Genomic DNA, 21037 nt, shown 5'->3' with positions numbered 1-21037 from the left:
CCGGCCAGCGGCTTCTGGAAAACGCTGCAATCAAAGGCCTGACAGAAGACCGCGCTCGATCACCTGTTCACCGGTTCAAAAACTTCTTGCCTCACGGGCGGCAACCACAGAAGACTCTTAGCCCGTTCCCCTAACGGCGCAATATGACAAGACGACGCAGCGGGTCAGGCGAGCCAGTCGCGCAGCGTCATCCAGGCCGTACGCTTGGCGTCCCGCGACAGGCTGGCATAGGCGCCGCTGGAGGAGGGCAGGTCGATTAGCGCCAGGCCCGACCGATCGCCCAGTTGCCGTCGGCCGTGCAACGCGGCGGTCTTTCCGTTGAAGGCGATGGCTTTGAGCGCGGGCAGGCGGGCGACGAAAGCGCCAAGATCGCGCAGTTCCGCGCCCCGGATCGCGCCGTCCAGACTGCCTTCGCGCTCGGCGCTTTCGATCACGTCCCACAGGCCGACGCCGCGCGCGCGCAACCGTTTCAGCCGCATCGCATAGGGTTGCCCGCGCAGCTCCTCGCCCAGCACGTCGCCAAGCAAGGCCCAGAAAGCGTTACCGCGATGGGCATAATATTCGCCCTGCCGGATCGACGCATCGCCCGGCAGGCTGCCTAGGATCAGCAGGCGCGTATGGGCGTCGACGCTGGGCGGGAAGGCGGCCTTGCGTTGCATAGGGTTCCCCCAATAGCGTCATGCCAGCGCAGGCTGGCATCTCAGGCGTTTTGGTGCGCTGTCGCCTGAGACCCCAGCCTGCGCTGGGGTGACGGCAATAGTCAGACGTTAAAGCGGAACAGCATGATGTCGCCGTCCTGCGTGACATATTCCTTGCCTTCCGACCGCCACTTGCCCGCTTCCTTGGCACCTGCTTCGCCGTTAAACTGGACATAATCGGCATAGGCCATGGTTTCGGCGCGGATGAAGCCCTTCTCGAAATCGGTATGGATCGCGCCGGCGGCCTGGGGTGCCTTCGATCCCTTGGTCACCGTCCAGGCGCGCGCTTCCTTCGGCCCGACGGTGAAGAAGGTGATGAGGCCCAGCAATTCGTAGCCAGCGCGAATGATGCGGGCGAGGCCGGCTTCGGCGAGGCCCAGCGCTTCGAGATATTCGGCGCGTTCCTCGACCGGCATGGTGACCAACTCGGCCTCGATCGCGGCTGATACGATCACCGCGCTGGCATTTTCGCTCTTGGCCTTTTCGAACACGCGTGCGGAAAAGGCGTTGCCCTCCGATGCGGCGTCTTCCTCGACATTGCAGACATAGAGGACCGGCTTGGCGGTCAGCAACTGCGCTTGCTTGAACAGGCGGTCTTCCTCCTCGTCGCGCGGCACGGTGAGCCGGGCGGGCTTGCCTTCACGCAGCAGGTCGAGCGCCTGGCCCAGCACGGCGGCGGCGGCCTTGGCTTCCTTGTCGCCCTGCGCGGCTTTTTTGGCGAGGTTGGGGACGCGCTTTTCCAGGCTTTCCAGATCCGCCAGCATCAATTCCATCTCGACCGTCTCTGCGTCGGCGATGGGATCGACCTTACCCTCGACATGGGTGATGTCGTCATCCTCGAAACAGCGCAGGACGTGGACGATGGCGTCGGTTTCGCGGATGTTCGCCAAGAACTGGTTGCCCAGCCCCTCGCCCTTCGACGCGCCGCGCACGAGGCCGGCGATGTCAACGAAGCTGAGCTGCGTTTCGATGATCTTCGCGCTGCCGCCGATCTTGGCGATCGTGTCGAGCCGGTCGTCGGGCACGGCGACGCGACCCTCATTGGGTTCGATCGTGCAGAAAGGATAGTTGGCCGCCTGCGCCGCCTGCGTTTCGGTCAGTGCGTTGAACAGGGTGGACTTGCCCACATTGGGGAGGCCGACGATACCGCAACGAAAACCCATTTGACTGCCTTATAAGATCGGAAGGATTGGCGCGCCCGATAGCGGTTTGCGCGGCCGATGGCCAGCCTTGGCGCGCGGTGCGGGCAAATGGGGTGGGACAAAAGGCGCAATTGCTAAGCGACGCGCTTTGGCCGCATAGAGGATCATGACCCAAGAGATGATCGAACCGAGCCGCGAAACCCACTGGATCGACCAGCAGGGGCGCGCGTGGAAGAAGCGCCCGGCGCATGAAACGGGCGTGTTCGGCCGCTGCCCGCGGTGTGGGGAGGGGCATATCTTCACCGGGTTCCTGACGATGCGAGATCATTGCGAGGTCTGCGAGCTGGACTATAGCTTCGCCGATCCAGCGGATGGTCCGGCGGTGTTCGTCCAACTGTTCGCCTGCGTGCCGGGCGTCATCTTCATCATCATGCTGGAGATCATGGCGCGGCCGGGGCTGTGGGTGCATCTGGCCGTGGGCATACCGGTGCTGATCCTGACGACGCTTCTGCCGATGCGGCCGATAAAGGGCTGGCTGATCGCCGCCCAGTTTACGAATAGTGCGCAGGAAGCAGGGACGGCGGCGTTGTGGGCCAAACTGCATGGCGACGCGCCGCGCGGTTAGGGCTGATGAATAATGCCGCCTCCGTTCGCTTCGAGCGAAGTCGAGAAGCGGATGGCGCAGTTCCGATGTTTCTCGACCGCGCTCGAAAAGAACGGACGATGGTGAGCGTCCAAGGCTTTACGGCTTGGGCGCGACCTTGATCTCGAACAGTTTTGGCCAGTTCTTGCCGGTGATGAAGACGCGGTCCTTCGCCGCATCATAGGCTATGCCATTGGCCACGGCTTCGCTGTCGGTGACGCCGGCGGCCTTGCGAAGCGGGGCGACGTCGATCCAGTCGATCACCGCGCCGGTCGCGGGATCGATGCGGGCGATGCGGGTGTCGTACCAGATGTTCGCCCATACCTCCCCCTTCACATATTCCAGTTCGTTCAGTCGATCGACCGCGCGGCCGTTCCAGGTGACGGTGATGCGGCGTCGTTCGGTCAGTCTGTCGGGATCGAGGAAGCGCAATTGCGCGGTGCCATCGCTCATGATGAGGCTGCGGCCGTCCTGCGTCATGCCCCAGCCTTCGCCGTCATAACGGAATTCGGATAGCGGCGCAAAATCGGCCAGGTTCCAGACGAAGCCCCGGCGATGGCGCCAAGTCAGGCTGACCAGTTTGCCGCCCCAGTTGACGATGCCCTCGCCGAAATAGGGCGGGTCGACCACGCGGCGTTGCAGGACTTTGCCGGTCTTGAGCGCCACCTTGCGGATGTCCGACTGCCCTTCCAGCCCGGTGCTCTCATAGAGCGCGCCATCGAGGAAGAAGAGGCCTTCGGTGAAGGCAGTGGAATCATGCGGATAGGTTTTGACCAACGTCCAGGGCGTGTCGGCCTGGGCGGGGGGAGCCAGGACGAAGGCGCTGAAGAGCGCCAACAGGGCGCGCTTCATTCCGCCGCCTGGCTTGCGATCGCGGTGGCCAGCCAGGCGGGCAGGGTGGCGGGATCGAGCGTTTCCACCCGGCGCAGTTCGATCGAAAGGCCGATATCAGGCAGCGCGGCGCGCTGGCGCTTCTCGTCCGCCTGCGCGATCGGCACGGCGACCAGGCGGCGGCTCACCTTGTTGCGATAATGCATCCGGGCGGTGTTTTCCTGGCCCACATAGCAGCCCTTGTCATAATCGACGCCGCGCAGTTCCTCCGCATTGGTTTCCAGCCATAGCGTCTGGTCCTGCCCCAGTTCCTCTGCGCCTTCGAACACGCCGAGCCTCAGACGATGCGCGCGGAAGGCGGGGGTGGCGTCGCCCGGCGTCGTGGGGGCAATCCAGCGATGGCCAAGCGCAGGCAGGCGGGGATCAAGCGGCTGTTCGAGAGCGTCGAGCGACCAATGAACGGCAAGTCCCTCTTCGCGGACGATCGCCACCTTGCGGCGCAGGCGATAGATGGTCAGCCGCTTGGCGAGCAAGTCCGCCTGCGCGGCTTCGCAGTCTATCAGGACGTCGTCGCCGTCCGCCCACAGGATGAAGTCGAACAATGCCTTGCCCTGCGGCGTCAGCAGCCCGGTCCAGCGGGGCTGGCCGGGGGTGAGGGTCAGGACGTCGCGGGTGAGCAGCCCTTGCAGGAAGGCTTTGGCCTCCTCGCCGGAAATTCTCAGGATCGCGCGGTCGCTTAGGGTGGTGCCGGTCATCGGCTTTAGGTAGGACGGCAACACGACTTAGCCAAGCCGTCTGCGCGAACGGAATATAGGAATATCGTCATGACCCAGACCTTCGACATGATCCTGAAGAACGGCACCGTCCATACGCCGGGCGGCGCGGAGAGCGTGGATGTGGGCGTGCGGGCCGGGAAGATCGTGGCGATCGGCACATCCTTGGGCGATGCGGGCGAGGTGATCGACTGCACTGGGCTGGACGTGCTGCCCGGCTGCATCGACAGCCAGGTCCATTTCCGCGAGCCGGGGCTGGAGCATAAGGAAGACCTCGAATCGGGCAGCCGCGCGGCGGTACTGGGCGGCGTGACCGCGGTGTTCGAAATGCCCAACACCAATCCCAACACCGACACCGCCGATCGCGTGCATGACAAACTGAAGCGCGCGCATCACCGCATGTGGTGCGACCATGCCTTTTATGTCGGCGCGACGGCGGACAATGCCGAGCAATTGAAAGAACTGGAGCGCATCCCTGGCACGTCTGGGGTGAAGATCTTCATGGGCGCGTCGACCGGCAGCCTGCTGGTGGACGATGACGACGCCCTGTCGCGCGTGCTGGCCAGCGGCTCCCGCCGCGTCGCCATCCACGCCGAGGACGAGACGCGGATGAACGCGCGCAAGGTCCATGCGCTGGAGGGTGATCCCTCGACCCACCCCGTCTGGCGCGACGATGAAAGCGCGATGATCGCGACGAAACGGATCATCGCGCTCGCCCGCAAGGCGCGCCGCCGCATCCATATCCTGCACATCACCACGCCGGCCGAGCTGGAATATATCGCGCAGAACAAGGATATCGCGACCTGCGAAGTGACGCCCCAGCATCTGACGCTGGCGGGGGAGGACGCCTATCCGCGGCTGGGCACCTATGCGCAGATGAACCCGCCGATCCGGTCCGGCTCCCACAGGGACGGCCTATGGTTCTGGCTCAACCAGGGCGTGCCCGATGTGCTGGGCAGCGACCATGCGCCGCATACGATTGAGGAAAAGGCCAAGACCTATCCGGCATCGCCCAGCGGGATGCCGGGCGTGCAGACGCTCGTGCCGCTGCTGCTCAACCATGTGGCGGAGGGGCGGCTGTCGCTGCGGCGCTTCATCGAACTGACGTCTTCGGGGCCGCAGCGGGTGTTCGGCCTGGTCGGCAAGGGGCGGATCGCGCTGGGTTACGACGCCGATTTCACCGTGGTCGACCTTAAGAAGCGCTGGACCGTGGGCAGCGACTGGCTCGTCTCGCGCTGCAATTGGTCCCCGTTCGAGGGCGACCAGTTGACTGGCAAAGCGATCGGTACGATCATTCGCGGTAACCGGGTGATGTGGGAAGACGCGCTCGCCAATGCGGCGGTCGGCGAAGCGGTGCGGTTCGAGGCGACCCAGTTCCAGTGAAACGCGCCGGAGCGGCGGTCAGTCAGGCCGCCGCCATCCGGTTGCGGCGGGCGGCGGCGATGCCGTCGCTGGCGAACAGGATCAGGCCCAGCCAGATCAGGCCAAAACTCGCCATCTGCCCCTGGCTCAACCGTTCGCCCAGCAGCACGACGCCGCACAGAAATTGCAGTGTGGGGGCCAGATATTGCATCAGCCCCAGCGTCGCCATCGGCAGTCGCTGCGCCGCCGTCGCAAACAGCACCAGCGGCACCGTCGTCACCGCGCCCGAAATGACCAGCAGAGCGGTCGTCGCTGCATCCTGCCCGAAATCGGCACCGCCATGAGTGATCTCCCAAAGGAGATAGGCGATCGCGAACGGCGTCAGCAACAGCGTTTCGACGCCCAGCCCCGTCATCGGCGCCACCGGGGTCAGCTTGCGCAGCAGGCCGTAAAAGGCAAAGGTGAAGGCCAGCGCGAGGCTGATCCACAAGGTGGTGATGGCTGACGCGGCCAGGATCGCGACGCCGACCGCCGCGACGCCGATGGCGGCCAGCTGCGTACGGCGCAACCGTTCCTTGAACACCACCATGCCCAGCGCGACCACGACCAGCGGGTTGAGGAAATAGCCAAGGCTGGCCGCCACGACATGGCCTTCATTAACCGCCCACACATAGGTCAACCAGTTGAGGCCGATCAGCAGGCCCGATCCTGCCAGCGGTCGCACCAGCCGCCGGTCGCGCAACGCGGCCAGCAGCGGCGCCAATCCCCGGCGCGCGGCCAGCAGCAGCAGGATTAGCAGCATCGACCAGAGGATGCGCTGGGCCACGATCTCCACCGGATCGACATGGTGGAGCAGGCGGAAGAAGAGCGGCAGGAGCCCCCACAGGCCATAGGCGACCAGGGCCGCCAGCATCCCCTTGCGCGTCTCCACAGGGTCGGGGGTCAGAAAATGCCCCCACCCAGGAACAGCCGCAGCGCGCCGAAGGCGGCGACGATCAGGCAGAAATTCCGGCCGCCGTTTTTGGACGACACCATGCCGACCAGCGCGCCGAACAGGGCCAGCGGCACCAATATCCAGTTGAGCGCGCCCAGCAGCGGGATGACCGCCGGGATCATGATGATGAGGGTGACAAGGCCGATGAAGCCTGACAATATATTGAGCATCGGCCTATAATGGCCGCGATACTGTCCCAGAGCAAGACAGCGGGACAAGGCCAGTCGGTAAGTGCTGGCCATTGCCGCAAAAAATCGGCAGATTCACCACATATCCTAATGGAAAATTAACTTGCCCTCTTCATGGCTTGTTTACGAAGGAGTGAAGCATGGCGCGTGTCCGGTCTGTAGCGATGGTATCTTTGGTGTTGGCGCTGGCCGCCTGCGGCAAGGGGGACAAGGATGCCAGCTTGGCCGCGCTCGACGCGCAGCTGACCGACAATGCGACCGACCCGGCGCTCAAGGGCGCGCTGGCCGATCCGATCGTGGTCGATCCGCAACTGGTGGGGCAGGCCAACCGCAACGCCGTGCGTCCCGCCGATCGTCCCGCCAATGGCGCGGTGCCGGTTCTGACGGGGGATGCGGGCGCGGCGCAGGCGGAGGCAGTGAAGCTGGCCGGCGGCAAATTGCTCGCTGCGCCGACCGCGAGCGAGGGTGAGGCGATGGCGTCGATCGTGACGCTGGGCGCGGTCGCGCGCGAGGAAGCCGGGCGTCGTGGCAGCAATGGCAATTGCGCGAAGAAACTCAATTACGGCATGGAATGGGCGCAGCGGCTGCCCGAACCCTTCGGCCTGTTTCCTGGCGCGCAACTGACGGAGGCGGCGGGTGCACAGGCCGATGGCTGCACTCTGCGTGCGGCAAGCTTCGTGACGCCTGCGCCGCGGCAGGGCGTGATGGACTATTATTATACGCTGGCGCGCCGCGCGGGCTATGATGGCGAGCACAAAATATTGGGCGGCGATCATGTGCTGGGCGGCACCCGCGGGTCCGACGGCAGCGCCTATTTCATCCTGTTCACCGACGCGCCGGGCGGCAAGACCGGCGTCGATATCATCGCCGATAACGGGCGGTAAGCCGCGTTCCGAGACAGGGAGTTGGACAGTTGCGCCTGATATCGCGATTATAACTAGTTGTAATATATTGATTTTTTGGGCACTGTCCTTTGGACGTGAACCAAATCTGTCCTATTTTCACTTATAATCAATGACTTGCTTTATTGGATGAGTGACGAAAATTGCGGACAATTGGCCCTGTAGCGGGCATTGCCGCATTCGCGCTGCGCACTCGGCCGCGTCCTTATGCTAAAATGCGATGATGCTGAATAATGGGCGGCGTTCCCCGGCGAAGGCCGGGGTCCAGTTCAGACATCGGGACTGGACCCCGGCCTTCGCCGGGGAACAATATGCTATAGGTTCCTACCAATGTACCTTGGGATTAGTGCCGGAAAAACAGCGTCACCGATGCGACATGGTTGACGCGCTGGTTGCCGGCCCGCTGGTTGACCAACTGGTTGAGGTAACCCACCTCCAGCGTCGATGCGCCGGGTAGGCCGATTTCCGCGCCGACGAAACTGCGTAGCTGGTCGAAGCCGCTGCGTGCGCCCCAGTCGGTGTCGTTGAGCGCGGCGAACCCCTCTGCATAGACCAGCGCGTTGACGGCGTCGCCGTCGGCACGCAGCGGCTTTTCGTAGCGGAGCATCTCGCGCAGCCGCCAGCCCATGTCGTCGCCGTCCGATCGCCAGCGTTGTTCGAGACGGGTGCGCGATGACAGTTCGCCGCCCCAAGGCTTGCCAAGCGTCCAGCTTAGCTGCTGGAAGCTGCGCTCCTCATTGACGTCCTTGCCGCCGGCGATCGGCACGACGACATGGGCATAGCCCTGATAGAGAGTCAGCGCAGGCGAGAATTTCCAGCCGACAGCGCCGCGAAACAGCGACTGGTCGACGCGGGAGACGCCATCGCCGAAGCGCGGCTGGATTTCCGCGAAATAGACCAGCTCGTCCTTCACCGATCCCATGGCGGTCAGGTTGAGCCAGACCTGCTCATCCTCGCTGGTCGCCGCGCGGGTCGGGGCGGAGAACAGGGCAAGGCAGGCGGACAGGCAGAGAGCGAGGCGGCGCATGGATGTCCTGGGATCGGGAAAGGGATACCCTCCCTCTAATCCGCGCGCATTTCCGCCTTGTTGCCGGGGCGTTAGTTTATGTTCTGTTCGGCCCGTTCGAAGCCGGGCGATCAGGTGATGACGCTGGGCTGGTCCATGCCGGTATAGCCCCTAATGTCGGCCAATTCCTGCGCCGCGGCGATCAGCGGGGCAAGGGCGTCGCCGGTTTCCAAGCCAAGGTCGCCGTCCGGGCCGACATAGCGTTCGATATAGACGCGCAGGGTAGCGCCTTGCGTGCCGGTGCCGGACAGGCGGAATACGACGCGCGATCCGTCTTCGAACAGGATGCGCACACCCTGATTGCGGCTGACCGACTGGTCGGTGGGGTCGGTATAGGCGAAATCGTCGGCGGCTTTGACCGTGCCGCCGCTGTTGGCGGTGCCGGGCAGCGTCGCCAGCTTGGCGCGCAATGCCGCCATCAGCGCATCGGCCTTGTCCTTGGCGATGGCTTCATAATCGTGGCGGGCATAATAATTGCGGCCATAGGTCGCCCAATGGTCCGCCATGATGGCGGCGACGCTCTGCTGCCGGACGGCCAGGATGTTGAGCCACAGCAGCACGGCCCAGATGCCGTCCTTTTCGCGCACATGGTCGGAGCCGGTGCCTGCGCTTTCCTCGCCGCAGATGGTCGCCATGCCCGCATCAAGCAGGTTGCCGAAGAATTTCCAGCCGGTCGGCGTTTCATAGAGCGGCACACCCAGTTTTTCCGCGACCCTATCGGCCGCGCCGCTGGTCGGCATGGAACGGGCGATGCCCTTGAGGCCCGCGGCATAGCCGGGCGCAAGATGGGCGTTGGCCGCCAGCACGGCGAGCGAGTCCGAGGGCGTGACGTAGCTGTGTCGGCCAATGATGAGATTGCGGTCGCCGTCGCCGTCCGACGCTGCGCCGAAATCGGGTGCGTCGGGGGCCATCATCCGGTCGTACAACTCCTTGGCGTGGACCAGATTGGGATCGGGATGGTGATGACCGAAGTCGGGCAGCGGCGTACCGTTCATCACCGTGCCCTGCGGCGCGCCCAGGCGACTTTCGAAAATCTCCACCGCATAGGGGCCGGTGACCGCGCTCATGCTGTCGAAGGCGAGGGTGAAGCCGCCGGCGATCTGGGCGCGGATCGCGGCGAAATCGAACAGGCTTTCCATCAGGTCGGCATAGGCGGTCACCGGATCGACAATCTCGACCGTCATTTCGCTCAATTGGCTCTCGCCGATCGTGTCTATGTCCATGTCGGCGGCGTCGAGGATTTTGTAGCTGTCGATGACGAGCGAACGGGCGGCGATGGCGTCCGTCACCTTTTCCGGCGCGGGGCCGCCATTGCCGATATTATATTTGATGCCGAAATCTTCGTCTGGGCCGCCCGGATTGTGGCTGGCCGACAGGACCAGGCCGCCGAACGCGCCGGACGCGCGGATCAGGTGCGAGGCGGCGGGGGTGGAGAGGATACCGCCCTGGCCGACCAGCGCCCGGCCAAAGCCATTGGCCGCCGCCATCTTGAGGACGATCTGGATGACTTCGCGGTTGAGGTAACGGCCATCGCCGCCCACCACCAGCGTCTGACCGGCAAAGCCGTCGAGGCTGTCGAAGACCGACTGGACGAAATTTTCGGCATAATGGGGCTGCTGAAAGACGCGGACCTTCTTGCGCAGGCCCGACGTGCCGGGCTGCTGGTCGTCGAACGGCGTCGTGGCAACGGTCTGAATCACCCAATATCCCCTGAAATGGCATTTCCGCCGCGCCTTATGGCCCGGCAATGTCGCAACGCGCAATCGGGTTAAGACTGTTCAGGCGGGTTAGCATTGACCGGAACCTATAGCGCATTGTTCCCCGGCGAAAGCCGGGGTCCAGTTCCACGCTCTGGACTGGACCCCGGCTTTCGCCGGGGAACGCCATGCCTGTTCCGATAAGTCATTATCACCGCGCTTCGGTGTGAGATGTTTAGGCGGTTTAAGAGTTCAGGCCGCCAGCCGCAGCGCCACTTCGTTCATGAAGCGCGCGTCGTCATTCTTGGCCAGCCATTCTGCTTCCGCGCCGATCGCGGCCAGCATGTCGGCCAGGGCATCCATCTCGCTCTTGGCGTAATTGCCCAGGACATAGTTATGGACCTTGTCCTTGTGCCCCGGATGGCCGATGCCGATCCGCACGCGTCGGAAGTCATTGCCGATATGCGCGTCGGTCGAGCGCAGGCCGTTATGCCCGGCATTGCCGCCGCCGCGCTTTACCTTGACCTTCATGGGTACGAGGTCGAGTTCGTCGTGAAAGATGGTGACGTCCTGCGGCGTCAGCTTGTAGAAGCGCATCGCATCGCCAACCGACCGGCCGCTGTCGTTCATGAAGGTGGCGGGTTTCAGGAGGATGATCTTTTCTGGCCCGATCCGCCCTTCCTGCACCCAGCCCTGGAACTGTTTTTTGGGTGGTGAGAAGCGATGCAGGTCCGCGATCAGGTCCGCGACCATGAAGCCGACATTGTGCCGGTGCATCGCATATTGCTGCCCCGGATTGCCCAGGCCCGCCCAGATTTGCATGGCTTTTCTTCCCGAATCAAAAACCTCCGTTCATCCTGAGTAGACATTGAGCGAAGTCGAAATGGCGTATCGAAGGATCGGTCCTTGGGACCAATGCTTCGATACGGGCCTTCGACAAGCTCAGTCCATACTCAGCACGAACGGAGGTTTAAGAGGTTGAGGCGCTAGAGGCTTATTCGGCCTCGCCAGCCTCGTCTTCCGCTTCGCCTTCGGCGCTCTTGAGCGCCGACGGGGCGACGACGGTCGCGATCGAGAAGTCGGTGTCCGCGTGCAGCGCCTTCGTGCCCTTGGGCAGGGTCACGGCGCTGATGTGGATGGAATCGCCGACTTCCAGGCCGGTCAGGTCGACCACGACTTCGTCGGGGATTTCGGCGGCGTCGACTTCCAGTTCGATGTCATGCGCGACGACGTTCAGCACGCCGCCCTTCTTCAGGCCCGGCGAGGCGTCTTCATTTTCGAAGCGCACAGGCACATGGACGTGAACGGTGGCATGTTCGGACACGCGCAGGAAATCGGCGTGCAGCGGACGGTCACTGACGGGGTGGAAGGCCACGTCCTTGGCGAGGGTGCGGACGGTCTTGCCGCCGACTTCGACCATGATGACCGAATTGAAGAAGTGGCCGGTGCCGAGCTGCTTGTTTAGGAGCTTTTCCTCGACGTGGATCGACAGGGGTTCTTCGTTCATTCCATAGATGACGGCGGGTACGCGGCCCTCACGGCGGAGGGCGCGGGAGGCTCCCTTGCCTGCCCGATCGCGTGCCTCGGCCGACAGCGTAAGCTGCTCGCTCATTGCGTGTCTCCAAAAGCAAAATTGATGTACGTTCCCACCACGCCTCCAGGGATGACCATAGCGGGAAGGCGGCCCTTTAGCAGAAAAGGGCGGGAATGCAAGGGTGGGGCGCGAGCAACATCCGTTCGTCCTGAGTAGAGGCTGAGCTTGCCGAAGCCTCGTATCGAAGGATGTAGGCAAACCTATCCTTCGATACGCCATTTGCCCTTCGGTCGTCTTTGACTCCGACTTCGCTCAATGGCTACTCAGGACGAACGGCCGTTGATGGTGAATCACTGCACCCGCGTCACCGTGAATCCCTTGGCCTTGAGCAGTTCGATGAGGTTTTCCCGGCCGGTCAGGTGACCCGCGCCCACCGCGATGAAGGGGCGGCCCTGCATCGGCTCGATCGCCTTCACCCAGTCGCGGTTGCGGGCGACCAGCACGGCTTCCTCGACCATCGGGTCGGGCTGCTCGCCGATCTGGTCTTCCTTGGCGATCGCGTCCATGTCGCCCTTGCCCCAGGCGGTGAGGATGCGGTCGTACAGCGCTTTCATGCCCTTGGCTTCATGGATGGTCTGCACCAGCAGGCGCGATTGCGCCGCTTCGGGGAGCGTATCGAAGGCGGCGAATTGCCGTTCCACCGTCTCCAGCCCGCCGATCGGCTTGCCGGCCTTCTTGAAGCGCTCGATCAGCACGGGTTCGACGCCGTCATCCTGGCTGACGCCCAGCCCCTGCTGGCTGGACGCGGACAGCAGCATCGCGGCGGCCCAGCTTTCATAGCCGGACAGCAATTGGCTGTTGGTGCCGCCGTCCGCCATCGCCTTGACCAGGGCCGTCTTTTCCTCGTCCGGCACGCGCCGTTCCAGCGGCGGCAGGCCGGCGCTGCGGCCCATTTTCTCGAACAGCGACAGCGTCTTTTGCTCGTCCTGCAAGTCCGCGGCTTCCAGCACCAGCCGGTCGGACGCGGTCATCGCTTCGGTGATCGTCGGCGTGTCCCAGGACAGCCCCTTGGGCAGGACATGGATGGTGCCGAACAGCCAGCCGTTCAGTTCGCCGCGCTGCACTTGCCACAGGGCCGGGCCGCCCTGCGCCTTGGCGGTGGGCGTGTCATTCTGTCCGCAGGCCGCGACCATAGTCAGCGCGAACAGGGCGAGGAGGCGGGTGACGACGCGCATCATGGTTTTACGTCCTTTATGCGGCGGGCGCGCAAGCCCAATGTCTCGAGTTGATCCTGCACGCTGCCCTTGCCGGCCAGATGGCCCGCGCCCACGGCGACGAAGACGGTGCCGGGCTGATCCAACCGCGCCTTGATCCACTTGGCCCAATTGGCGTTGCGGCCGGTCAGCAGCACCTGCGCGAGTTCCGGCGTCGCTTCGAGCGATTCGTTCATCGATTTTGCCAGTCTGTCCGGCTGCCCCGCCTGCCAGTAGCGCAGCAGGTCGCCGAACTCGTTCTCCATATCCGGCAGGCCGTCGACGGTGGCGTTGAGGAATTGCACCTGCTGCGCCATCGGCAGGCTGGCGAAGAAGCCGACCTGCTGCTCGACGGTTTCCAGCGCGGCGACTTTCTTGCCCGCGCCTTCCGCCGCGCTGCGCAGGATTTTCTCCGCGCCCAGGTCGTTTTTATAGCCTAGCTTTGCGAGCGGGGCGACTGACAGGGCCATGCCGCTCATCCAGGGGTTGAACAGGTCGAACGTGCGCCAGGGCAGGCTGTTGGCGTCCATCGCCGCCTGATATTTCGCTCGCGCGTCCGGGGTCAGCCGGTCGGACAGCTTTACCCCGTCCTTGGCCAGCGCCATGCCCGTCATGGTCGCGCCGATCGCGTTTGGATCGTCCGGCTCGATAATCTCCAGCACCAACTCGTCCGAGCGGTAGAAGGCGCGTTTTATGTCGCCGTGGAACCAGTCGATGTCCGGCTTCATCACATGGACGGTGCCGAACAGATAGATGGTGGTGTCGGCATCCCGCACCGCCCACAGCGCCGGGGTGGCGGCGGTAGGCTGGGCATGTGCAGGGACGCCGCCGATCAGCAGCCAGGCGGCGCCAAACGCCCGCAACAGGGTGGGAAGCAATGTCATGGCCCCTTCAATGGGGAGCGCGCGGCGGGAGGGCAAGCCGCTTAACCCTGTTTACGGCGGCTTTCCCCTAACCCTTGGCCCGTAACCCTTGGCCCCTAACCCTTGGCCCTTGACCCTATCGGCCCCATGGGCCAAGGCGCGGCCACGTAAATCAGCACTTTCGATAAGGACGTTTCGTGGCCGAAGGCAAAGCGCTTTCCTTCCAGGACCTGATCCTGACCCTCCATGCCTATTGGGGGAAACAGGGCTGCGTCATCCTGCAACCCTATGACATGGAAGTGGGGGCAGGCACATTCCACCCCGCGACCACGCTGCGCGCGCTGGGGCCGCAGCCCTGGAACGCCGCCTATGTCCAGCCCAGCCGGCGGCCCACGGACGGCCGATATGGCGAAAATCCCAACCGGTTGCAGCATTATTACCAATATCAGGTGATCATGAAGCCATCGCCCGCGAACTTGCAGGAACTGTATCTGGGGAGCCTGGTGGAGATCGGCATCGATCCGCTGGTCCACGACATCCGCTTCGTCGAAGATGACTGGGAAAGCCCGACGCTGGGCGCCTGGGGCCTGGGATGGGAAGTGTGGTGCGATGGCATGGAAGTCACGCAGTTCACCTATTTCCAGCAGATGGGCGGTTACGACTGCAAGCCGGTCGCGGGGGAGTTGACCTACGGGTTGGAGCGGCTCGCCATGTATATTCAGGGCGTCGACAGCGTATACGACCTGAAATTCAATGACGCCGGCGTCACCTATGGCGACGTGTTCCTGGCCAACGAGCAGCAGATGTCGAAATGGAATTTCGAGGTCGCCGACACCGACAAGCTGTTCCGCTGGTTCAAGGATTGCCAGGCCGAATATGCGCAATGCATCGAGGCGAACGTGCCGCTGGCCGCTTATGACCAGGCGATCAAGGCCAGCCATGTGTTCAATCTGCTCCAGGCGCGCGGCGTGATTTCCGTGCAGGAACGCGCCAGCTATATGGGCCAGGTGCGCGACATGGCGAAGGGAAGTTGCGAGGCGTGGATCGCCAGCAATAGCGACGCATGGAGCGCCAAATTTCCGGGGTGGGTGGCGTGAGCGGGTCGACCTGCACCCAACAGCCGTTCGTGTCGAGCGAAGTCGAGACACGCTCGCGCGGCCTGTCCTCCACGTCTCTCGACTTCGCTCGAGACGAACGGAAAAATGAAATATGACTGATTTCCTCCTCGAATTGCGCTGCGAGGAAATTCCCGCGCGTATGCAGGTCAAGGCGTCCGACGACCTGGCTCGCCTGTTCACGGAAGAGCTGGCCAAGGCTGGCCTGAAGCCCGCGGCGATCGACAGTTTCGTGACGCCGCGTCGGCTGGCGCTGATCGCGCGAGGCCTGAGCCAAGAAACCGCGGCGGTGAGCGAGGAGTTCAAGGGGCCACGCATTTCCGCGCCGCCGCAGGCGCTTGAAGGCTTTTTACGCAAGACCGGCCTGACCCAAGATCAGTTGGAGGACCGGGACGGTGTCTGGTTCGGGCAAGTGAACAAGCCCGGCCGCGCGACCATGGATGTGCTGGCGCAGGCCGTGCCCGCCGTCATCCGCGCCTTCCCCTGGCCCAAGGCGATGCGCTGGGGGGTGGCCAGCCAGACGACCGAAAGTCTGCGCTGGGTACGCCCCTTGCAGGGCATCGTCGCGATCTTCGGCGAGCAACTGGTCGACATCGCGGTCGAGCATGTGCGGTCGGGCTATGCGACGCTGGGCCATCGTTTTCACCATCCCGGCGTCATCACCATCGGCGGCGCGGACGATTATGTCGAAAAGCTGCGCGCCTGCCATGTGATCGTGAGCCATCAGGAGCGGCAGGCGATCATCGCGGAAAAGGCGGCGGAGGCTGCTGCGGCGCATGGTTACACCGTGATCGAGGACAAGGGGCTGGTCGCGGAGAATGCGGGGCTGACCGAATGGCCGGTGCCGCTGCTGGGCGATTTCGACCCGGCCTTTCTGAAAGTGCCGCCTGAAGTCATCCAACTGACGCTGCGGATCAACCAGAAATATTTCGTGCTGCACGACGCGGCCGGCAAACTGGCGCCCGCCTTCATCTGCACCGCCAATATCGAGGCGAAGGATGGCGGCGCGGCGATCATCGCGGGCAACCGCAAGGTTCTGGCCGCGCGGCTGAGCGATGCGCGCTTCTTCTGGGAACAGGACCGCAAGACGCGGCTTGAGGACCATGCCAAGAAGCTGGGACGGATTACGTTTCACGAGAAGCTGGGCACGGTTGCGGACAAGGTCGAGCGGGTCGCCAAGCTGGCGCGGTGGCTGGTGGAAGAGGGGATAATCCTCCCCGATACGGGGAGGGGGACCGCGAGCGAAGCGAGTGGTGGAGGGGGGGCGCGTCCTGACGCTGGCCTCTCGACGTCGTCCTCAACCGATAGCCCCCTCCACCAGCCTTCGGCTGGTCCCCCTCCCCGTGCCGGGGAAGAATTGGCCGATCTAGCCGAACAGGCCGCGCGCCTGTGCAAGGCCGACCTGGTCACCGAAATGGTCGGCGAGTTCCCCGAATTGCAGGGCGTCATGGGCGGCTATTACGCCCGCGCCGAAGGGCTGCCCGATGCAGTGGCGGATGCGATCCGCGACCATTATAAGCCGGTCGGGCACGGCGACGACGTGCCCACCGCGCCGGTGACGGTGGCGGTGAGTTTGGCGGATAAGCTGGATAGTATTGTTAGCTTTTTCACAATCGGGGAGAAGCCGACCGGATCGAAAGATCCGTTTGCTCTTAGGCGTGCCGCGCTAGGCATTATTCAATTGATATTGGCAAATAATCTCCGTTGCTCGATTGACGGCTTACATTATGCGGCAGGCCAAGATTTGTTTCGTGTTGAAGCTAATGACATTGCACCTTTTTTCGCAGACCGTCTCAAGGTTCAGCAGAAGGAAGCGGGGGTCCGTCACGACCTGATCGATGCGGTGTTCGCGCTTGGGGGCGAGGATGATCTCGTTCGCCTGCTCGCCCGCGTCCATGCGTTGCAGTCATTTGTCGCGACCGATGATGGCGCGAACCTGCTTGCCGGATACAAGCGGGCGGCCAATATCCTCAAGAAGGAAGGGGCTGGCGTCCAACCCACTACCGTCATCCCCGCGAAGGCGGGGACCCATCTCCCAGCCGAGCAGCGAGACGCAGCGCCGGAGATGGCTTCCCGCCTTCGCGGGAATGACGGGGTTTGGGATTACACCCCCGAACCCGCCGAAGCCGCGCTGCTCGCCGCGCTGGACGCGGCCGAACCCCGCGCGGCGCAGGCCGTGGCCGATGAACGGTTCGAGGACGCCATGACCGCGCTTGCCACGCTGCGCGCGCCGATCGACGCCTTCTTCGATTCCGTCATGGTCAATGACGCCGATCCGGCAAAGCGGGCGGCGCGTCTCGCGCTGCTCGACCGGTTGCGGGTGGCGGTGCATGGCGTCGCGGACTTTTCGAAAATTACGGGCTGAGGGATAAGTCGGACATATCTGTCCATAAAAATGACGATATGACGACGAAATCCCAATAAAGGCAGGTGCAATATTCGCCTGTCTTTTGTACAGACTGTTGCAGCGCACAATATCCACGGCAATCAGTGCAGGGAGAGCCGGATCATATGCTTAAGACACAAGAGGCCATCATGAACAGCACCGCGACGCGCTATGTCTATCGTTTCGGCGGCGGTGTGGATGATGGCGGGCAGGGTGACCGCAACCTGCTGGGCGGCAAGGGCGCCAATCTGGACGGCATGGCCGCGATCGGCCTGCCGGTGCCGCCGGGTTTCACCATCACGACGGCCATGTGTACTCGCTATTATGAAGATGGCGGCGTCTATCCCGATAGCGTCCGGGCCGAAGTGGCCACCGGCCTTGCCCATATCGAGGGGATCACCGGCAAGACGTTCGGCAATGCGGCCGATCCGCTGCTGGTGTCGGTCCGTTCGGGTGCGCGCGCGTCGATGCCGGGCATGATGGACACGGTGTTGAACCTGGGCCTGAACGACGAAACCGTCATCGGCCTGGCCACGACCAGCGGCGACGAGCGTTTCGCTTGGGACAGCTATCGCCGCTTCATCCAGATGTATTCGGACGTCGTGCTGGAACTGGACCATGGCGCGTTCGAGGAAGCGCTGGAAATCGCCAAGGAAGACCAGGGCTATAGCCTGGACACCGAGATGACCGCCGCCGATTGGAAAATGCTGGTGGCCGAATATAAGGCGCTGGTGGAGAAGCTGTGGAACAGGCCCTTCCCGCAGGATGTGCATGACCAGTTGTGGGGCGCGATTTCGGCCGTGTTCGGATCGTGGCAGTCTGAGCGCGCGAAAGTCTATCGCCGCCTGAACAATATCCCCGGCGAATGGGGCACCGCGGTCAATGTGCAGGCGATGGTGTTCGGCAATATGGGCGAAACGTCCGCGACGGGCGTGGCCTTCACGCGCGATCCGTCGACCGGCGAAAATGTCTATTATGGCGAATTTCTGATCAACGCGCAGGGTGAAGATGTCGTCGCGGGCATCCGTACGCCGCAATATCTGACGCTCGCGGCGCGCGAACGGGCAGGGGCCAAGCCGCTGTCGATGGAAGAGGCGATGCCGGAAACCTATGCCGAACTGGCAGGCGTTTTCCAGATCCTCGAAACCCATTATCGCGACATGCAGGACATCGAATTTACGGTGCAGCAAGGCAAGCTGTGGATGCTCCAGACCCGGTCGGGCAAGCGCACCGCCAAGGCCGCGCTCAAGATGGCGGTCGATATGGCGCATGAGGGCCTGATCACCGAGGAAGAGGCGGTCGCCCGCGTCGATCCCGCGGCGCTTGACCAGTTGCTGCATCCCACGCTCGATCCCAAGGCACCGCGCGACGTGCTGACCAAGGGGCTGCCCGCTTCGCCGGGTGCGGCTTCGGGTGCGATCGTGTTCGACGCCGATACCGCCGAGCGGCGCGCAGAAATGGGCGACGCCGTCATCCTGGTGCGCGTCGAAACCAGCCCGGAAGACATTCACGGGATGCATGCGGCCAAGGGCATCCTGACCGCACGCGGCGGCATGACGTCGCACGCCGCCGTGGTGGCGCGCGGCATGGGCCGTCCCTGCGTTTCGGGCGCGGGCGGCATATCGATCGAAAACAAGACCAAGATATTGCGCGTCGGCGGCCGTGAGTTGAAGGAAGGCGACATCCTGACCATCGACGGGTCGACCGGCGAAGTGATGGCGGGCGAAGTGCCGACGGTACAGCCTGAGCTGGCCGGCGACTTCGGCGTGCTGATGGTGTGGGCCGACAAGGTCCGCCGCCTGAAGGTGCGCGCCAACGCCGAAACGCCGCAGGATTGCAAGGTCGCGCGGGAGTTCGGGGCGGAAGGCGTTGGCCTGTGCCGGACCGAACATATGTTCTTCGACGCGGCGCGCATCACCGCGGTCCGCGAAATGATCCTGGCCGACAGCGAGAAGGGCCGCCGCTTGGCGCTCGACAAGCTGCTGCCGGAACAGCGGGACGATTTCGCGCAGATATTCATGGTGATGGCCGGCCTGCCCGTCACCATCCGCCTGCTCGATCCGCCGCTGCACGAATTCCTGCCGCATGGCGAAGCGGAGTTTGAGGACGTGGCCAAGGCGGCGGGCGTCAGCGTCGATACGCTCAAGCGCCGGGCGAACGAACTGCACGAGTTCAACCCGATGCTGGGCCATCGCGGGTGCCGCCTGGGCGTGACCTATCCCGAAATCTACGAGATGCAGGCGCGCGCGATCTTCGAAGCCGCGCTGATCGTCAAGGCGCGGGGCGGCGAAGCGCCGATCCCAGAAGTCATGATCCCGCTGGTCGCCACGCGGAAAGAACTGGAACTGATGAAGGCGATCGTGGATCGCGTGGCGGCCGACGTGTTCAAGGAGCAGGGCGAGAGTGTCGAATATCTGGTCGGCACGATGATCGAACTGCCGCGCGCGGCTCTGAAGGCTGGTGAGATTGCGGAAGTCGGCGAGTTCTTCTCCTTCGGCACGAACGACCTCACCCAGACGACGATCGGCATCAGCCGCGACGACGCCGGCCGGTTCCTGACGCAATATGTGGACAAGGGCATCTTCGCCCGCGACCCCTTCGTCAGCATCGATGTGGAAGGCGTGGGCGAACTGATCGAGATCGCCGCCGAGCGTGGCCGCAAGACCCGTCCGGGCATTAAGCTCGGCATTTGCGGCGAACATGGCGGCGATCCGGCCTCGATCGCCTTCTGCGAGGCGACGGGCCTGGATTATGTGTCGGCATCGCCCTATCGCGTGCCGATCGCGAGATTGGCTGCGGCGCAGGCGGCGCTTGCCAGGAAGGGATAGCAAAAGGGCGGGGTATTAACCCCGCCCTTTTTCGTTTCAGTGCGATCCCGTCAGGCGGCTGAGCAGGCCGGGCTTGCTGCCGTCCCGTTCCAGCGCCAGCGCCTGGCCACGCCAATCTTCCTGCGCGATGGTGCCCGGTTTCAGGCCCAGTCGCGCCTCCAGTGTCGCTTCCTGCTCCGCATTGAGCGCGGCGATCTGACCATAGCGATGATAGCCCGCGTCGTTCAGCGCGATTTCCTGCGCCTGGCTTACGCCACCGATCCGGCTCAGATCGTCGCGGCCGTGGGTTACGCCCGCGGCCGTCGTGGTAGCGCCGGCGGCGATCGGGGCGGCCGAGTGCCGCTCCAGTTCGGCGATCCGCGCGTTGGACGCTTCGATGCGGGCGTCGCGGTCCTTGATCGCGCTGCGGTGCACCGCCTGTTCGTCCTGCCACAGGCGGCGATATTTGCCGCGCCCGCTCATCATCAAGCCCAGCAGCCAGCCGATGACCAGCACCACCAGCAGTAACGCAACCTCGTTCAGATTGAAGCTCATCATGGCGTCCTCCTGCCCCACTGAACGAGGGATGGGGGATAAAGGTTGCTAGGCCATAAAAGTGCAAAAAAGGGGCTTGCCCAATCGGCCAAGCGCTTCTATCTGCGCGTCTCCACGCACCCATAGCTCAGCTGGATAGAGCATCAGACTACGAATCTGAGGGTCGGGCGTTCGAATCGCTCTGGGTGCACCATAGTTTCAGAAGGGCTTTTGGTCCGGGCTTATAGC

At 63.8% G+C, this 21037-nt stretch carries 19 protein-coding genes and 1 tRNA gene; 7 read left to right on the top strand and 13 right to left on the bottom strand.

Features of this window, described 5'->3' with window-relative positions:
• Positions 1 to 164: 164 nt before the first annotated feature.
• Both HHL08_RS16490 and ychF read right to left on the bottom strand, forming a co-directional pair.
• A complete protein-coding gene (locus HHL08_RS16490) occupies positions 165 to 659 on the bottom strand; it encodes a DNA-deoxyinosine glycosylase (RefSeq protein ID WP_169574154.1) in 495 nt (164 codons plus the stop codon).
• A gap of 101 nt (positions 660 to 760) precedes the next feature.
• Complete coding sequence (gene ychF / locus HHL08_RS16485; RefSeq protein WP_169574153.1) at positions 761 to 1861, bottom strand: redox-regulated ATPase YchF; 1101 nt, start codon at positions 1859 to 1861, stop codon at positions 761 to 763.
• 145 nt (positions 1862 to 2006) lie between these two features.
• On the opposite strand from ychF, the gene HHL08_RS16480 reads away from it, so the two are divergent.
• On the top strand, positions 2007 to 2465 hold the full coding sequence (locus HHL08_RS16480; RefSeq protein WP_235955096.1) for a DUF983 domain-containing protein: 459 nt from the start codon (positions 2007 to 2009) through the stop codon (positions 2463 to 2465).
• Positions 2466 to 2582: 117 nt separating this feature from the next.
• Here HHL08_RS16480 and HHL08_RS16475 read toward each other — a convergent pair whose 3' ends face one another.
• Positions 2583 to 3335, bottom strand: a complete 753-nt coding sequence (locus tag HHL08_RS16475) for a glutaminyl-peptide cyclotransferase (RefSeq protein ID WP_169574152.1) — start codon at positions 3333 to 3335, stop codon at positions 2583 to 2585.
• Positions 3332 to 4069 (bottom strand): CAF17-like 4Fe-4S cluster assembly/insertion protein YgfZ, encoded by a 738-nt coding sequence (gene ygfZ / locus HHL08_RS16470; protein WP_169574151.1) that lies wholly within the window; start codon positions 4067 to 4069, stop codon positions 3332 to 3334. The genes HHL08_RS16475 and ygfZ overlap by 4 nt, the downstream gene beginning before the upstream one ends.
• 69 nt (positions 4070 to 4138) lie before the next feature.
• Here ygfZ and HHL08_RS16465 point away from each other — a divergent pair, with 69 nt between their 5' ends.
• On the top strand, positions 4139 to 5470 hold the full coding sequence (locus HHL08_RS16465; RefSeq protein ID WP_169574150.1) for a dihydroorotase: 1332 nt from the start codon (positions 4139 to 4141) through the stop codon (positions 5468 to 5470).
• Between the two features lie 22 nt (positions 5471 to 5492).
• On the opposite strand, the gene rarD is transcribed toward HHL08_RS16465, so the two are convergent.
• A complete protein-coding gene (gene rarD, locus HHL08_RS16460) occupies positions 5493 to 6362 on the bottom strand; it encodes an EamA family transporter RarD (RefSeq protein WP_169574149.1) in 870 nt (289 codons plus the stop codon).
• A 29-nt stretch (positions 6363 to 6391) separates the two neighbouring features.
• Positions 6392 to 6613, bottom strand: a complete 222-nt coding sequence (locus HHL08_RS16455) for a hypothetical protein (RefSeq protein WP_169574162.1) — start codon at positions 6611 to 6613, stop codon at positions 6392 to 6394.
• Positions 6614 to 6771: 158 nt separating this feature from the next.
• Between HHL08_RS16455 and HHL08_RS16450 the strand changes: the two genes are divergently transcribed.
• Positions 6772 to 7515 carry a hypothetical protein gene (locus tag HHL08_RS16450; RefSeq protein ID WP_169574148.1) on the top strand — a complete coding sequence of 248 codons (744 nt, stop codon included), beginning with the start codon at positions 6772 to 6774 and terminating at the stop codon, positions 7513 to 7515.
• A gap of 361 nt (positions 7516 to 7876) precedes the next feature.
• Here the strand turns inward: HHL08_RS16450 and HHL08_RS16445 are convergent, their stop codons facing one another.
• The 6 genes from HHL08_RS16445 to HHL08_RS16420 all read right to left on the bottom strand — a co-directional run bounded on the left by HHL08_RS16445 (position 7877) and on the right by HHL08_RS16420 (position 13967).
• The gene (locus HHL08_RS16445; RefSeq protein WP_169574147.1) at positions 7877 to 8560 is read right to left on the bottom strand and encodes a DUF2490 domain-containing protein; all 684 of its coding nucleotides are present in this window, start codon (positions 8558 to 8560) and stop codon (positions 7877 to 7879) included.
• Positions 8561 to 8670: 110 nt separating this feature from the next.
• A complete protein-coding gene (locus HHL08_RS16440) occupies positions 8671 to 10299 on the bottom strand; it encodes an alpha-D-glucose phosphate-specific phosphoglucomutase (RefSeq protein WP_169574146.1) in 1629 nt (542 codons plus the stop codon).
• 249 nt (positions 10300 to 10548) lie between these two features.
• On the bottom strand, positions 10549 to 11118 hold the full coding sequence (gene pth / locus HHL08_RS16435) for an aminoacyl-tRNA hydrolase (protein WP_169574145.1): 570 nt from the start codon (positions 11116 to 11118) through the stop codon (positions 10549 to 10551).
• A 172-nt stretch (positions 11119 to 11290) separates the two neighbouring features.
• Complete coding sequence (locus tag HHL08_RS16430; RefSeq protein WP_169574144.1) at positions 11291 to 11908, bottom strand: 50S ribosomal protein L25/general stress protein Ctc; 618 nt, start codon at positions 11906 to 11908, stop codon at positions 11291 to 11293.
• 272 nt (positions 11909 to 12180) lie between these two features.
• Positions 12181 to 13065 carry a TraB/GumN family protein gene (locus HHL08_RS16425; RefSeq protein ID WP_408021784.1) on the bottom strand — a complete coding sequence of 295 codons (885 nt, stop codon included), beginning with the start codon at positions 13063 to 13065 and terminating at the stop codon, positions 12181 to 12183.
• A complete protein-coding gene (locus HHL08_RS16420) occupies positions 13065 to 13967 on the bottom strand; it encodes a TraB/GumN family protein (protein ID WP_169574142.1) in 903 nt (300 codons plus the stop codon). Before HHL08_RS16420 ends, HHL08_RS16425 begins: the two co-directional genes overlap by 1 nt.
• Positions 13968 to 14143: 176 nt before the next feature.
• On the opposite strand from HHL08_RS16420, the gene HHL08_RS16415 reads away from it, so the two are divergent.
• The 3 genes from HHL08_RS16415 to ppdK all read left to right on the top strand — a co-directional run bounded on the left by HHL08_RS16415 (position 14144) and on the right by ppdK (position 20275).
• On the top strand, positions 14144 to 15043 hold the full coding sequence (locus HHL08_RS16415; protein ID WP_088182199.1) for a glycine--tRNA ligase subunit alpha: 900 nt from the start codon (positions 14144 to 14146) through the stop codon (positions 15041 to 15043).
• Between the two features lie 112 nt (positions 15044 to 15155).
• A complete protein-coding gene (gene glyS / locus HHL08_RS16410) occupies positions 15156 to 17426 on the top strand; it encodes a glycine--tRNA ligase subunit beta (RefSeq protein WP_169574141.1) in 2271 nt (756 codons plus the stop codon).
• 146 nt (positions 17427 to 17572) lie between these two features.
• Positions 17573 to 20275 (top strand): pyruvate, phosphate dikinase, encoded by a 2703-nt coding sequence (gene ppdK / locus HHL08_RS16405; RefSeq protein ID WP_169574140.1) that lies wholly within the window; start codon positions 17573 to 17575, stop codon positions 20273 to 20275.
• A 36-nt stretch (positions 20276 to 20311) separates the two neighbouring features.
• Here the strand turns inward: ppdK and HHL08_RS16400 are convergent, their stop codons facing one another.
• The gene (locus HHL08_RS16400; protein WP_169574161.1) at positions 20312 to 20809 is read right to left on the bottom strand and encodes a hypothetical protein; all 498 of its coding nucleotides are present in this window, start codon (positions 20807 to 20809) and stop codon (positions 20312 to 20314) included.
• A gap of 116 nt (positions 20810 to 20925) precedes the next feature.
• Here HHL08_RS16400 and HHL08_RS16395 point away from each other — a divergent pair.
• A tRNA-Arg gene (locus HHL08_RS16395) sits at positions 20926 to 21002 on the top strand.
• The last annotated feature ends 35 nt before the right edge of the window (positions 21003 to 21037 follow it).

This window comes from Sphingobium psychrophilum, assembly GCF_012927105.1.
In the GTDB taxonomy this organism is placed as follows: Bacteria; Pseudomonadota; Alphaproteobacteria; order Sphingomonadales; family Sphingomonadaceae; genus Sphingobium; species Sphingobium psychrophilum.
The sequence above is the reverse complement of the archived record's forward strand: the minus strand, read 5'-3'. Positions and strand labels throughout refer to the sequence as shown.